At 31.5% G+C, this 13584-nt stretch carries 15 protein-coding genes; 5 read left to right on the forward strand and 10 right to left on the reverse strand.

Features of this window, described 5'->3' with window-relative positions; all coding sequences use genetic code 11:
• Positions 1-11 precede the first annotated feature (11 nt).
• On the forward strand, positions 12-1046 hold the full coding sequence (locus tag B7R67_RS14765) for a glycosyl hydrolase family 18 protein (RefSeq protein WP_088071698.1): 1035 nt from the start codon (positions 12-14) through the stop codon (positions 1044-1046).
• 69 nt (positions 1047-1115) lie between these two features.
• On the opposite strand, the gene B7R67_RS14770 is transcribed toward B7R67_RS14765, so the two are convergent.
• The 6 genes from B7R67_RS14770 to B7R67_RS14795 form a co-directional block, all read right to left on the reverse strand.
• The gene (locus B7R67_RS14770; protein WP_088071700.1) at positions 1116-1412 is read right to left on the reverse strand and encodes a hypothetical protein; all 297 of its coding nucleotides are present in this window, start codon (positions 1410-1412) and stop codon (positions 1116-1118) included.
• Between the two features lie 245 nt (positions 1413-1657).
• Positions 1658-1957 (reverse strand): hypothetical protein, encoded by a 300-nt coding sequence (locus B7R67_RS14775; protein ID WP_088071702.1) that lies wholly within the window; start codon positions 1955-1957, stop codon positions 1658-1660.
• Positions 1958-2094: 137 nt separating this feature from the next.
• Positions 2095-2664 (reverse strand): 5' nucleotidase, NT5C type, encoded by a 570-nt coding sequence (locus B7R67_RS14780; protein ID WP_088071704.1) that lies wholly within the window; start codon positions 2662-2664, stop codon positions 2095-2097.
• 42 nt (positions 2665-2706) lie between these two features.
• Positions 2707-3798 (reverse strand): bifunctional diaminohydroxyphosphoribosylaminopyrimidine deaminase/5-amino-6-(5-phosphoribosylamino)uracil reductase RibD, encoded by a 1092-nt coding sequence (gene ribD / locus B7R67_RS14785; RefSeq protein WP_088071706.1) that lies wholly within the window; start codon positions 3796-3798, stop codon positions 2707-2709.
• On the reverse strand, positions 3791-4552 hold the full coding sequence (locus tag B7R67_RS14790; protein ID WP_088071708.1) for a GTP cyclohydrolase II: 762 nt from the start codon (positions 4550-4552) through the stop codon (positions 3791-3793). The genes ribD and B7R67_RS14790 overlap by 8 nt, the downstream gene beginning before the upstream one ends.
• A gap of 52 nt (positions 4553-4604) precedes the next feature.
• Positions 4605-5699, reverse strand: a complete 1095-nt coding sequence (locus B7R67_RS14795; RefSeq protein ID WP_088071710.1) for an FAD-dependent monooxygenase — start codon at positions 5697-5699, stop codon at positions 4605-4607.
• A gap of 164 nt (positions 5700-5863) precedes the next feature.
• Here B7R67_RS14795 and B7R67_RS14800 point away from each other — a divergent pair, with 164 nt between their 5' ends.
• Positions 5864-6178 (forward strand): winged helix-turn-helix transcriptional regulator, encoded by a 315-nt coding sequence (locus tag B7R67_RS14800; RefSeq protein ID WP_088071712.1) that lies wholly within the window; start codon positions 5864-5866, stop codon positions 6176-6178.
• A gap of 114 nt (positions 6179-6292) precedes the next feature.
• Here B7R67_RS14800 and B7R67_RS14805 read toward each other — a convergent pair whose 3' ends face one another.
• Positions 6293-7318, reverse strand: coding sequence for a DUF916 and DUF3324 domain-containing protein (locus B7R67_RS14805; protein ID WP_088071714.1), 1026 nt, complete (start codon positions 7316-7318; stop codon positions 6293-6295).
• A gap of 283 nt (positions 7319-7601) precedes the next feature.
• Between B7R67_RS14805 and B7R67_RS14810 the strand changes: the two genes are divergently transcribed.
• Positions 7602-9059, forward strand: coding sequence for a BglG family transcription antiterminator (locus tag B7R67_RS14810; protein WP_088071716.1), 1458 nt, complete (start codon positions 7602-7604; stop codon positions 9057-9059).
• 98 nt (positions 9060-9157) lie between these two features.
• Here B7R67_RS14810 and B7R67_RS14815 read toward each other — a convergent pair whose 3' ends face one another.
• Both B7R67_RS14815 and B7R67_RS14820 read right to left on the reverse strand, forming a co-directional pair.
• On the reverse strand, positions 9158-10168 hold the full coding sequence (locus B7R67_RS14815; protein WP_158095120.1) for an alpha/beta hydrolase: 1011 nt from the start codon (positions 10166-10168) through the stop codon (positions 9158-9160).
• 131 nt (positions 10169-10299) lie between these two features.
• A complete protein-coding gene (locus B7R67_RS14820; RefSeq protein ID WP_088071719.1) occupies positions 10300-10581 on the reverse strand; it encodes a DUF3892 domain-containing protein in 282 nt (93 codons plus the stop codon).
• Positions 10582-10881: 300 nt separating this feature from the next.
• Here B7R67_RS14820 and B7R67_RS14825 point away from each other — a divergent pair, with 300 nt between their 5' ends.
• On the forward strand, positions 10882-11352 hold the full coding sequence (locus B7R67_RS14825) for a hypothetical protein (protein ID WP_088071721.1): 471 nt from the start codon (positions 10882-10884) through the stop codon (positions 11350-11352).
• 156 nt (positions 11353-11508) lie between these two features.
• Here B7R67_RS14825 and modA read toward each other — a convergent pair whose 3' ends face one another.
• On the reverse strand, positions 11509-12324 hold the full coding sequence (gene modA / locus B7R67_RS14830) for a molybdate ABC transporter substrate-binding protein (protein ID WP_088071787.1): 816 nt from the start codon (positions 12322-12324) through the stop codon (positions 11509-11511).
• Positions 12325-12479: 155 nt separating this feature from the next.
• Between modA and B7R67_RS14835 the strand changes: the two genes are divergently transcribed.
• A complete protein-coding gene (locus B7R67_RS14835) occupies positions 12480-13415 on the forward strand; it encodes a substrate-binding domain-containing protein (protein WP_088071723.1) in 936 nt (311 codons plus the stop codon).
• The last annotated feature ends 169 nt before the right edge of the window (positions 13416-13584 follow it).

The raw sequence follows: 13584 nt of genomic DNA on the forward strand, positions 1-13584 counted from the left end.
GATGAAATGGTTTGAAACGAGTATTATCTATTGTAATCGTCACTTCTTTATTCACATTATCTGTTTTGCAAAGTCATTCATCAGCAGCATCAAAAATAGTGCTTGGTTACTATACGAATAGTCCGAGTTCAACTAAATCGTTTAAATCAAATTATAAATATATGAATCAAATTGCGACAGATACATTTCAATTTGATTTTGAAGGTAAAGTATTCGGGACAGTACCTGAAGATACAATTGCTCTTGCTAATTCAAAACATATTAATACTTTTGCAGTTGTCTCAAATTACGGTAAAACAGACTGGGATTCCGAATTGGCCCATACCGTTTTATCAAACCCTACTCTCAAAAGAAAGTTCATTTCGAATTTACTAACTGTAGCTAGTAGAATGCATTACGCTGGAATTAATATTGATTTTGAAGCCGTATTACCAAATGATCGAACACTATTTAGCAATTTTATTCAAGATTTATCTAAATCTCTCAAGAAAAAAGGCTATTTGTTGATGGTTTCTGTTCCAGCAAAATCAAAAGAAAATCTGAAAGACTCATGGTCAGGTGCATATGATTACAATTCGCTCGGCAAAAGGGCAAATTTCATTCAAATTATGACATATGATGAAACTGGCTACTGGTGGAATCTTCCAGGTTCTACAGCAAGTACACCGTGGATCGATGCCTCTCTTAAATATGCAACAAAATTAATTGATTCAAAAAAAGTTCTCATGGGTATAGGGGCTTATGGAAATGATTGGAACATTACAAGTAAAAATCTATCTGATAATCACCGTGTCCCGCTGATTGACATTCCAACATTACTCGCAAGTACGGGTGCAAAACCTTTAAGAGACAAAAATTCTAACTCTATGTATTTTTACTATAAAGATACAAGTGGTGACACACACGAAGTTTGGTATGACGATTCTACTAGTATTACGAAAAAAGCTCACTTTACGATGAAATATCATTTAGGGGGGATTTCTATTTATGCAATTGGAATGGAAGGACCAGGATTTTGGAAAGCAATCAATTTAGGGTTAAGATGATTTTTGAATTTAAAAAACCACTCATAAGTGGTTTTTTTGTTGAAAATAGTAGTAAACGAGAGTGAATGTTTACTCAAATTGTTCTAAATAGTTTTTCTGAAAAAATGATAACAAATCAGTCTTTTTTAATAGTAAAGACAAACAAATTTGCTGCGAAATCGCGGATTTAAATACTAGTTTATTGCAAAACTGGCATTTTTCTTTTTCTATAAATGAATGTTTAATTGACAAAGGAAATATCGTTTTTTGTTTACCAGCTAATAAAATATATCCTTGATGATTAATTGAAAAGCTTATTTTATACCCTTCATATCCTTCAAGCTTATTAATCATTACATTCTGAATATCTAAGTCTTTGATGATCATAGTAGAACCTCCTTTTTCAACAAAATATATGATGTTTTGCCTTTTTTATGTCTAATTATTGTTATATATTTTCATAAAATAAAGAAAACTCACCGATTGGCAAGCCTTTAGGCAAAATCAGAGGATTAGTTCCACTTCTTAATGTCAAATAAAAACCACCTTTAAGGTGGCTTCTGACTGTTACTATATGTTTTATAGCAATACTATTTATGAGCTACATATTATTTTTCTTTGATTATTGCTTATTATTCTGGGAATAGTTCAGCACAATTTTCCTGAAAATAAGCTAATAATTCTCTTTTTCTATTAAATAAAAATGGGCAAACTTGTTGGCTTATATTTGATGGAAATACTAGTTTGTTGCAAGGCTTACATTTCTCTCTTTCATTAAAAGAATGTATTAAAGATAAAGGGAAGATTTCACTTGTTTTTCCAACTAAAAGTATATACTGCTGTTGATTGATCCTAAACCTAATTTTAAATCCTTTATAATCAGTATGTTTTGTAATGAAAATATTTTGAATATCAAAATCCATTTTCATCAATTGACCAAGCACCTCCATTTTCATGAAAGTATATGAAGAATTGCGCTTTATATGACTAACATTCTAATCGTCCAAAACACATAATTTTATTCCCTCACTTCAAAAAAGAAACCACCTAGAACGGTGGTTTCTGAAAGTTAACCTTGATTTTTTATAATATCTTTTAATTCAGACCAACTAGTTATACGTGGTATGTCTAAATCCCGATTATATGATGTGTCTTTCACATATGTTTTCAATGGTAACTCCGATAATGTATTTATAATTTCCGGCTTATCATCAAAATAATAATCTAAGTTTAGTTCTTTAATAATATGAACTTTTTCAGAATCCTTCATTCCGCAATAAAAGCGATCTTTATTTACTGGAAATCCATTTTTGATTAGCCATTCCATCGTTCGTTCGCCGTATTCTTTATTCCTAGCTGTCACGTAATAGATTTCATGACCTTGATTTTCAAGTTCCTGTAATGTTTCAACAGCATATGGGAATGGTGGGCAAGTAGTAAAATACGTTTCTTCCAAATTACTTTTCCACATTTTACTTCCCTCATCTGCAGACAAACCAAAAGGCTCATGAATTTCAACTGTCTTTAACTCATTAAAAACTTCAAGCCCAATATTTTTATTTAATTTTTTATTATAAATGTGAAAAGCATGCTGTCTTAAATCAATTAACGTATCGTCAATATCAAATCCAAATTTCATTCTGTAAGTCCTTCCTGATGCAGTTTATATCCTCGACTTTTTTTACTTGAATACAGGATAGCCGACAAATTTAAAATCAGGTCCAATTTTTGATAGGTCAACATTCGTAAATTCTATCGCTTGTCCCATTTTATCAAAACCTTCACCTTCTAAAAATGTAGGTGCATTTTTTCCACCTATTAACTTAGGAGCTAAATAAATGATCACTTTATCTACTAATTTTTGATTGATAAAGGAAGCATTTACTTCTCCACCACCTTCTACTAACAATGATGAAATAGATTGCTCTCCTAGAATTTTTAATGTTTCTTCTAAATCAACTCGCTTTAAATCATTCGTAACAAATACTTTAATTCCTAAGTTTTCTAATTCAACTTTCTTCTCGTTAGAATGTTGTTTACTTGTGAATATCCATGTCTCAGCTTGTTGATCAGTAACGACTTTTGAATCTAAAGGTATTTTTAAAGTTGAATCTAATATTACTCTTACAGGATTACGTCCGTTTGGAATTCTCGTCGTAAGTTCAGGATTATCTTTGATTACTGTATTAACTCCTACTAGAATTGCCCCAATTTCATTTCTTAATTGATGAACATCATTCCTAGCCTCTTCAGAGGTAATCCACTTGCTGTCTGAAGAATGAGTAGCAATCTTCCCGTCTAATGTAGAAGCAGATTTCATTACAACAAAAGGTATATTTTTTACGATATATTTATTAAACACTTCATTCATTTTAACTGATTCGTCTTCACTAACTCCTACGACTACTTCAATTCCTGCATCCTCAAGAATTTTTATTCCTCTACCAGCAACGAGAGGATTTGGATCTAGTGTGGCAACGACAACTTTTTTCAATCCTGCTCGAACAATCGCTTCAGCACATGGTCCAGTACGTCCGTGATGAGAGCATGGCTCAAGAGTGACGTAAATTGTGCCACCTTTTGCTTTATCTCCAGCCATTCTTAATGCATGAATCTCAGCATGAGGTTCACCAGCTTTTAAATGAGCACCAACGCCGACAATTCGATTATCATTAACGATAACAGAGCCTACTAAAGGGTTTGGATCTGTCTGTCCTTTCATCGATTTAGCATTTTGAAGAGCTAAATTCATATAAAACTCATGATTACTCATTCGAACGTCCTCCCTTAAAATGACCCGAACGAATAATTTTAGTTTCTAAATACTTTTCATTATATTTCGATTTATCTCCCCATAATTGTATTCTTCCAGATACATTTGCACCTGAGCTTTGGAGAGCGTCTAATTTTCGTGGGTTATTTGTAATTAAAGTAACTGGTTTTGCTCTAAGAGTTTTTAACACACGAATAGCATCTTCATAGTTTCTTGCATCATCAACAAAACCAAGCTCTTCATTCGCTTCAACAGTATCGTATCCTTGCTCTTGAAGAACATATGCCATCGCCTTACTAAATAAACCGATTCCTCTTCCTTCATGATTTGCTAAATAAAATAAAGCACCTGTTCCATGCGAAGAAATCATTTTCATTGCTTCTTTTAATTGGAAGCCACAATCACAACGTTTACTTCCAAAAATATCACCAGTATGACAAATACTATGCATACGGATCAGTGCATCCTCAGAATTTTCGAAATCACCGTAGACTAATACGCTTGATTGCTGCATTTCCGCTAAGTTTGAAGAAGCTAATTTACTAATAATTTTTTCTGTGTTGTATGATCCATCATTACAAAAATCACCTTCAATATCCTCACAGCGAAGCCAACAGTACCATTGAAAAATTGTTGTTTCTCCATCTAAGTTTACTGGTAATTTTATTGGTCCAACTAAATAAATCGATTTATCGTTATTTTTAATAACATTTATTTTCTCTTTTAATAAAGAAACTACTTTTTCATTAATCATTTAAAGCTTCCTCCTGAACTTCAACTCTATAGTAAACTTTGAATAAAAATTACTACTTATCCAAAGCAAAATTATTTATAAATGAACTTTCCTGTTTAATTTGTTGCTCTTGTAAAACTTCAATATCCTCTCGTCTATCATATTCAAATTTTTTCAGCATTTTTGTACTAGTATCTTGATTATAAATAGCTTGAAGTATGATTTCTGATAATCGATCCGCATCTTTAATAGCACAATTAACGCCAAGTGCTGCAGTTGGGGTCATCGTATGAGCTGCATCTCCCATAATTACTAGTCCATCCCTTACCCAAGTCTCACTTCTACTACTTTGTACATTTAATAATACAAAATCATCCCAAGAATTAATATTTTTCTGTACTGTGTCCGTTAATTCTGGAAATGCGTCGATTAATTGGTTAACAAAAGGTTTGAATGATTCACTTCTTAATTTCGAATAAGTACCTTCATCAATATTCCAACCTATTTGTATATAACCCCCTGCTTGTGTAAAAAGGGCAAGTTGATGTTTATTAATCAAAGTTAACTTAATTGTAGGCTCCCAATTTAATGGGCTTGGAACTTTGGCCCAAAGTAAATCATATCCATGTTTCATTATAGTAGTCCGTATTTCCGCTAATTTTCGAATTGTGGAATATCGGCCGTCTGCTCCAACAACGATTGAGCTATTAATTGTTATTTCTTGACCATTTTTTATCGCTTTTACACCTGTATAATTTCCAGATTGATCTTTCATTAATTCAGATACTCGCGTTCCCATTAATAGTTGAAAGTTCTCATATTTCTTCGTTTCATTTAAAATGACATTTAACAAATGATTTTGTGGAACATGGATACCAACGTGCATAGAATCTGACGATGGAAAAATACTTTTAATTATTTTATTATCTTCCCAATATTCAACACGATCCATAAGCAGAAGACCGTACTCTTGTACTTTTTCATATAGATGATGCTTTTTTAAAATTTGTTCGCCTTCAGAATTTAGATGTTCTCCTCTAAACTCTTTATCAATTCCGATATGACGTTCCACTAAAACGGTCGAGATATTTTGTTTTGCAAGCAAATATGCTAATAAGGCACCACCAGGTCCTGCACCTACAATACATACGTCTGTGTTTATATTCATGTCCTGCCACCTAAATCTTGTATATTAGTAAAGTATTTTTAGTTACTTTATGTAAGTAAGTTTAATTTAGTAAATAACTTACGTCAAGTACTAAAATTATGTATTGTAATCTTGTTATTAAAATTATTTTCGTTATAATATGGTTATAGGTGAGGTGGTTTTTAATGGATTTTTCTTTATTATGCCCTCGGTTTGAAAAAAGCGTAGAATTAATTAGTAAACGCTGGGCAATTCTTATCATTTTTCAACTTCTTTCTGGCTCCCAACGATTTTGCACAATTGAATCGACTTTGCCAATTAGTGGGCGCGTACTTTCAGAAAGACTAAAGGATTTAGAACAAGCAGGAATTGTAAAGCGAGATGTATTCCCAGAAACTCCTGTTCGGATCGAATACTCATTGACTGAAAAAGGACTTGCTTTGGAACCGGTTATTAAAGAATTGATGAAATGGTCTCAAGATTGGATTAAGGTCGATTAAAAAATAGCGTTTGTAATTTAAGCTTCGCCTTTTGATATTTTTTAAAGATTCTTTTTTATAATATGTAACAATTTCAAATTGCAAATAAAAAACCACCTAAAAAAGGTGGTTTTTCTAATTTTTATTTTTTCTTCTCTTTTTTTGTATGTAAATCAAATAGATTATGCCCATTAAGAAAACACTACCCACGATATACAACCAGGAATAGTTTCGATCGATCTCAACGGCCTCATTATTTAATTTTTTTGCTTCTTTTCCAATTGTAAATAATTCATCCCATTCCCAAACTTGAGTTCCAATAATTGCTTTCATTTTCAGTCGATAAGTTCCGGGTTCGATTGGTTTATTATTTAGATCAATCGCATAATCAAAATTTGAGTTTGGCGCCATACTAAGCTCGTCTTTTTTTGAACTATATAATACCTTACTAGAATCTTTTTTTAGAATTTCCGCGTCAATGCTCATATTACTACCAATTGCTGCTTCACTATTTTGAATAGTAGCTGCAATTGATGTATGATAATTTACTAATTTAGGTTTAACACCTAATAAGTGTAAATCTGGATTAACGTCCTTTATGTTTTCAGTCAATTTTACCCCTACTACATACGCGTATTCGTTACTAATTTGTATAACTTCTTTCGTTGATTTTTTTTCAACCTTATCAAATTTCTTCTTAAATTGGACAGCTCCTAAAATGATTCCATCATATTCTTCTTTTGGCATTGTAATTGAAAATGTAACGATCTTTGATTTTCTTGGTGGGATCATAATCTCTTTATGAGGCTGTTTTGACAACTGGTTTAATGGATATTTTAAGCTTTTATCTACTTTTTTACCTTTCGTTTCCGAATAGTCAATTAGACCATTATCATTAGTCGAAGCAAATGTAAGATCAGCTTCTATCGTTTCTTCTTTATTACTATTATTAAATACTTCTATTTTAAGGTCTTGTTTTTGTCCTGGGCTCATCTTCAAATCAAAATAAGATTTCATGTGGTCAATTTGATTTGATGGAATAATGGCTTTGACTGAAAAATCAATATTATTTTCTGCAGCTTTTACAGATAAAGGGATGAATGATAGAGTTAACAAAATTACAGAAAGAAATAGCAACTTTGTTTGTCTTTTGATATCCATTTTTATCCCCCCTTCTAATTTATTTAGGCTAAAAATATAAAAACTTTTTATATTAAATTTTTAATGTTGCAACGATGTCATTATATCGTTTAAATGCGCTTATTCCCATGATGTTTTTTACCTTTGAATTAGGTAATAAAAACTAGCTGTTTCATAAAGATTTCACATTTTGACAATAGAAGATTGGCATGTCGAGTTATGTTTTTATGAATTATGCTATTTTGGAAATAAGACAGATTTATTAAAGCAATACTAAGAAAAAAGTTATTTTTGGAGACTGTTTATGGAAAAATCAACTAAACGGAGATTACAAATTATTGATATTTTAAGTAAGCAAGATAAGTGGTTTAAAACTGAGGAATTAGCAAAAAAGTTGTCGTGTACAGAAAAAACGATTCGAAATGATATTCAAGCGATCAACTTAAACCTACCAAAAGGGTGGCAAATTGAAACAATTAAAGGAAAAGGAATTTATATAAAAAAGCCATTATCTTCTTCGATTAATCAAATTCGTTCACTTTATGTGAAAAATTCATTGCGTTTTAAAGCGATTATGTACATACAATTTAAGCAAATCAAAAGTATTGCAGATTTATCGTTAGCTCTTTTTACACAACAATCTGCTGTTTATCCAATTCTTGACCGTGTCGAGGAATTATTAAATTCGTATCAGTTACAATTAAAAAGAGGACCACTTGAAATCGTAGGAAGAGAATTTGAAATTAGATTATTAGGTTGTGATATTCTAGATGCATTGTTCTCTCATTCAAATCAAGAATGGCCATTAGAAGCATTTTCATATAAAGATTTGAAAAAGATTGTTACTTCCACAACAAATAAATTCAAATTATTCCTATATCCTTCGACCACTAAAAAATACGTATATTTACTTGGCACAATGTTATTTCGAATCGATAAAAAGATTGAACTAGATTTGAGTGAACGAAAATTAAATACTATTTTGGAGTCTGATTTTTTTAATATCTCTAATGAAATATGTGACAAGCTAGAAAATCAATATCAGCATTCAATCTCAATGAATGAACGATTAGCATTTACATTGCTCATTTCAACATTACCTTATTACAGTTTCGATGAAATGGAGAAAGATGAATTTTTTAATTTATATCGAAATCAAAAAACACCTTATTATAAAGAGTTACATAATTTAGTTGACATATTAGAGGAACAAACTCGAATTCCATTAAACAAAGATGAGGAGTTCTTATACACATTCCAAGACCAATTTAAAAGATATTCGCTACTCTTATACTCAATTGATAAAAAAGAACCATCCTATTCATTGGATCGATATGTTCACAATCAATACCCAGAGTTATTTAAAAGAGTGCAAGAAGCATTCAAAATTTGGACTAAAAAATATTCGTATCCAGAAATCACAAAAGATAAACTTGCAAAGGTTACATTAAATATTCAAGCATCTAAAATAAATACATCATTCGTTAAGAAAAAGGTACTATTATTAACCAGTAATGGACCAGCAGTGTATCGATATATTCGAACGAAACTAATAAAAGATTTCGGGCATAAAATTGATATTATACTTCCTGAACAAGGTGAGTTTGAATCAGAAATGATCAATGAATTAGACATTGATTTTATTATTTCTGATTTTCAATTAGAAGGTGAAGTAAATCATCCTTTAATTATTATTGAACCTGTACTTACCCAAAGAGATGTCCATCAAATTACCAGGTTTATAAATTCAAACTCTCGTTAACAGATAATAAAAACCCACAAAAAAAGTGGGTTTAGACTGAAAATCAGAGAAATTGGAATTTGTCTACACACTGAAACCCACCAAAAAGGTGGGTTTAGTTAGTTTCCTAGATGTTGCTTTAGAAATTGGGCAATTTCTTTATTTGCTTGTTTACTTATATTCGAGGCATTATCCATTAGTTGAAAATCATGGAACATTCCTCGCCAAATTTTACATTTAACATTTACGCCTTGAGAATTTGCCTTAGATGCGTAAGCTAAAATATCATCTATCAAATCTTCCCTACCACCTACGTGAATCAGCATTGGAGGAAGTCCTTTTAAGTCTCCATAAAGAGGAGAAATTAACGGATTTTTCCGATCGTGTTTCCCTACATATTGGTCGATTATATTTATATCTTTTCCTTTATCTATTGCATGAATCGAATCAGAATCTGAAGAAAATAGTTGACTGTCCCTTGTTAAATCTGTTGCTGGCGATACACCTACTACAGCTGTAGGAAACTTATCATTTGTATTCTTTAATCGATTTAACAATGAAAACATTAAATTTCCACCAGCACTATCACCTACGATACTAATTTTTGTATTTGATCCATAATTTTTCACTAAATAATTATAGACTTTTTCAACATCATTCAGTGCGGCTGGAAAAGGATTTTCAGGTGATAGCCTATATTGTAGCGTCAAAACTTTAAATCCAGTCTCTCTGGCTAAAATTGTTCCTAAATTCCTAGAGTATATAAGCCCTCCCCTCGACCATCCTCCACCGTGAACATAAAAAACAACTTTATTTTTGGGAGAGCCATCTGGTATCAACCACTCTACTTGTATTCCTGCAATTTTATCCCTTTTTGTTTTAATGTTACTTGGAGTCTTTATAATCTGTTTTTCAATATCAACTCGTTTTTGTTCTAATGTAGTAGTTCTTCCTTCCTTTGCTTTTTTTCTATTTAATGCTCTAAGGGCAATTGTTGCATTGTCCGGTTCCTTTTTTTCATAGATAAGGAAGGAATTACTTTCACTTTTCACAGTATTTTTCGAACTTACAATACAATTCCCGGCTACCAAACAAATTAATAATGAAATGAATAATAATGTTTTTTTCAAGCTAGATTCACTTCCTATATCAAATAAATGGTGTAAATCTCCTTACAAAATTAAATTTTCCATTTTTCGATTAAAATATTTAAGTTAACGAAAAGCAAAAAGGTGCACGGTAAAATCCATGCACCTTTTCGTTAAAAAGAAGGTAAATTGCTTAAGTTATTCGATGGATCACCATCTGGATATGAGCGAAGCGTTTTGTGTGGGTTTTCACCTCGAGTTAAGCCTGTGTTAACATCTTCAATTTGTTCTAATTCTGCCATTGCAATAGCCTGTTCAATACTTGCTATTTCACCATTCTGAAATTTCACATCAGTAATATCACCATCAGAATTTTTTCGTACAGCAACAATGTGTAACTTCGTTGGATCATCTTGATGTTCAGGATGTCCAGTACCACGATTTTGAAATGTCATTTCCCCCACCTCCAATTTTTAGCAACAAAGATAGTATAGGGAGATAGAGTTATGATTATCCTTCCAATTCCTTACATTTAACTGAATCAAAATTGCCTTTATTCTCTTCTTAATCCTGTGTATTTTTTGGAAAGAATAGGAAAAACTAATGAAAATTGTTCATAATAGAAATCAACTACAAGCTTTTATAAAAATTGATAGATTACTGAGGATCTAGTTTCATGTCTATCGCACGATTATTTCGATGAAAAAACCATACATTGGGTTAATGAAATTTCCATCTAGAAAGAGGTATAAGTCATGAGGGAAGATTTTTTTGTAAACTATAAAAGTTTTGTTGTCACTCCTTTAAATCAACATAAATTTGGTGATGTATCATTTAATCCTGAAGATTATGCCATTTATTATATCTTAACAGTTTCACTTAATGATCCTCTTATTTCAAATTGGAAAGATGCTAGTGAGTATAAAATAGATGCCCGAAAAAGTATCGATCATGTATTAAATGAATTTAATGAAAAACAAGGTGGTAAATATCATCTTCAAGTACTTGAATTTGAAAATGATAAATCCTATTTTGTAATCGCTTTGTCCTGTAAAAATAAGATTGAAGATGAGGAAATAAACGACATTATTTCGAATTACATAGAAAATTTAATTACAAACTCTTTTTATATTGGGCAGAATTGGTACAAGTTAATTGGCCACCGTGGAAGAAATGAACGGAAGCTCTTCAATATATCGATAAAAGAGTATACTAATTTAAATTAGGTAAAATTTCACTATTTAACTCGGTCTATTTTAGTTATTACTAAACTCCTTTTTCGCTCTTATCATTCCGTTAATTTGAAAAAGACAATCCTAATGAAAGGATTGCCTAAAGAGATTAACGTTATAGAATATTGATTGGCGCCAAAAGTCTGTAAGTCATTTCTTATTTAGACCTTGAAATCCATACGCTTCTAAAATTTTTATAGACTTTTCATTTTGGAGATAATCGTAGAATAATTGAGCTGCTTTAGGTTGTTTGCTATTCTTAATCACACCTAACGGATAAATAATCGGATCATGTGTATTTTCCGCTGCAGTTGCTACAACCTTAACTTTTGATGAAGTCATTGCATCAGTTTTATAAACAACTCCTGCATCAACATTATTAGACTCCACATATGTAAGCACTTGTCTAACATCTTTACCATAAACTATATTTCCTTCAATCGATTTCCATACATTTAACTTTTCTAACGATTCTTTAGCATATTGTCCTGCAGGTACAGCTTCCGGAGTACCGATGGAAATTTTATTTGCTTTTGTAAGGTCTTCAAATGATTTAATTTCTTTTTTTGTATCTTTTGGTACTACTAAAACAAGCTCATTTCCAACAATTTCTTTTCCTTGTTTCTGATCAATTAGACCTTCTTGTACTAACTTATTAAATTTATCTTCTGCGGCTGAAAAGAAAAGATCAACAGGTGCTCCTTGAGAAATTTGTTGTTGAAGTGCTCCTGATGCTCCAAAATTATAATTTATTTTCACATTTGGATGAGTTTTTTCAAAGTTTGCTTTAATGTCATTTAATGCATCTTGTAAGCTAGCTGCTGCCGAAATAGTCAATTCTACTTTCTTTTGAGAAACATCTTGTTTCTTGTCTACTGGCTTTTTAGTTTCTTCCTTCGTTGAACAACCCGACACAACTAGTAATACTAACATCATCGAAAAAAATAAAGAATAAAGTTTTTTCATAATCATCTGCCTTCCCATCTAAATTTAATCTAGTTATATCTAATTATATTTAGTTATAACTAATTAAGAAATAGTAAATGAATATTTTCATTTAATTTATTTGGAATATACTTTTTAAAAAGCATTGAGTTAAAATAATGGATGGAGGGGATTAGATGTCAATGGAACTTTCCTATACGATTGAAGAAGTAGCTCAGTTTTTAAAAGTATCGAAATTAACCATTTATGACCTTGTTAAAAAAGGAGAATTACCTGTATTCCGTGTTGGAAGACAGATGAGAATAGATGCAACTGACTTGGACAATTATATAAAAAATCATAAAACGAATCAGGGCACTACAATGCCAGCACCTGTTTTCGAACCAAACAAAAATAATAATAAAGACTCTCATACTATTGTAATTAGTGGACAAGATTTAGTTTTAGATATTTTAGGAAAGCACATTGAAAAAAATTTACCCATTAAAACATTAAGATCTTTTACAGGTAGCTTAAATAGTCTAATTTCTATGTATAATGGAGAATGTGACATTGTTAGCTTACATTTGTATGACGGTGAGACAGGCGAATATAATCTACCCTATCTTAAAAAAATATTAGTAGGTTATTCATATATTTTAATTAATCTTCTTTCTAGAAAAGCAGGTTTTTACGTTAAAAAGGGCAATCCTTTAAATCTTACAGCTTGGACTGATTTAAATCGTGAAGATATAAAAATCATTAATAGAGAGAAAGGATCAGGTGCACGAATCCTTCTTGATGAACAACTCAGAATTAACGGAATTTCTTCTAAAAAAATTAAAGGATACGAACATGAGGAGAATAACCATTTAAGTGTAGCTTCCGCTGTCTCTACCGGAAAAGCAGATATTGGAGTAGGAATTGAAAAAGCAGCTAAATTAGTAGGAATTGATTTTGTCCCTTTAATAACTGAACAATATGACCTCGTAATCCTAAAAACCCTCGAAACTGAACAACTAATAACTACAATAAAAGAAATATTATTGTCTAACCAGTTTCAATCAGAAGTGAACTCTTTAGGAGATTACGATACTTCTCAAACTGGGAAGATTATTTTTGAGACAAATTAAAAAGAAGGCTACTATTTTGTAGCCTTCAGACTGCCCGCCAAACGCTCGCTTTCTTCGTTACTTCGCCTGCCTGTGGTGCTCATTACCGTCTAAGGTAACTCCGCTCCTCGCCAGGCTTCGTGCCTCGAAAGACAAGCGTTTTCAATCAGTCTGAAAATCAGATAAAAAA

The organism is Gottfriedia luciferensis, assembly GCF_002156865.1.
Classification (GTDB): domain Bacteria; phylum Bacillota; class Bacilli; order Bacillales; family Bacillaceae_G; genus Gottfriedia; species Gottfriedia luciferensis.

Bases quoted from the DNA above. Each gene is read 5' to 3' on its own strand.
- B7R67_RS14770 (WP_088071700.1), bottom strand. From the start codon at position 1,412: ATGATCATCAAAGACTTAGATATTCAGAATGTAATGATTAATAAGCTT.
- B7R67_RS14780 (WP_088071704.1), bottom strand. From the start codon at position 2,664: ATGAAATTTGGATTTGATATTGACGATACGTTAATTGATTTAAGACAG.
- ribD (WP_088071706.1), bottom strand. From the start codon at position 3,798: ATGAGTAATCATGAGTTTTATATGAATTTAGCTCTTCAAAATGCTAAA.
- B7R67_RS14790 (WP_088071708.1), bottom strand. From the start codon at position 4,552: ATGATTAATGAAAAAGTAGTTTCTTTATTAAAAGAGAAAATAAATGTT.
- B7R67_RS14795 (WP_088071710.1), bottom strand. From the start codon at position 5,699: ATGAATATAAACACAGACGTATGTATTGTAGGTGCAGGACCTGGTGGT.
- B7R67_RS14800 (WP_088071712.1), top strand. From the start codon at position 5,864: ATGGATTTTTCTTTATTATGCCCTCGGTTTGAAAAAAGCGTAGAATTA.
- B7R67_RS14805 (WP_088071714.1), bottom strand. From the start codon at position 7,318: ATGGATATCAAAAGACAAACAAAGTTGCTATTTCTTTCTGTAATTTTG.
- B7R67_RS14810 (WP_088071716.1), top strand. From the start codon at position 7,602: ATGGAAAAATCAACTAAACGGAGATTACAAATTATTGATATTTTAAGT.
- B7R67_RS14820 (WP_088071719.1), bottom strand. From the start codon at position 10,581: ATGACATTTCAAAATCGTGGTACTGGACATCCTGAACATCAAGATGAT.
- B7R67_RS14825 (WP_088071721.1), top strand. From the start codon at position 10,882: ATGAGGGAAGATTTTTTTGTAAACTATAAAAGTTTTGTTGTCACTCCT.
- modA (WP_088071787.1), bottom strand. From the start codon at position 12,324: ATGAAAAAACTTTATTCTTTATTTTTTTCGATGATGTTAGTATTACTA.
- B7R67_RS14835 (WP_088071723.1), top strand. From the start codon at position 12,480: ATGTCAATGGAACTTTCCTATACGATTGAAGAAGTAGCTCAGTTTTTA.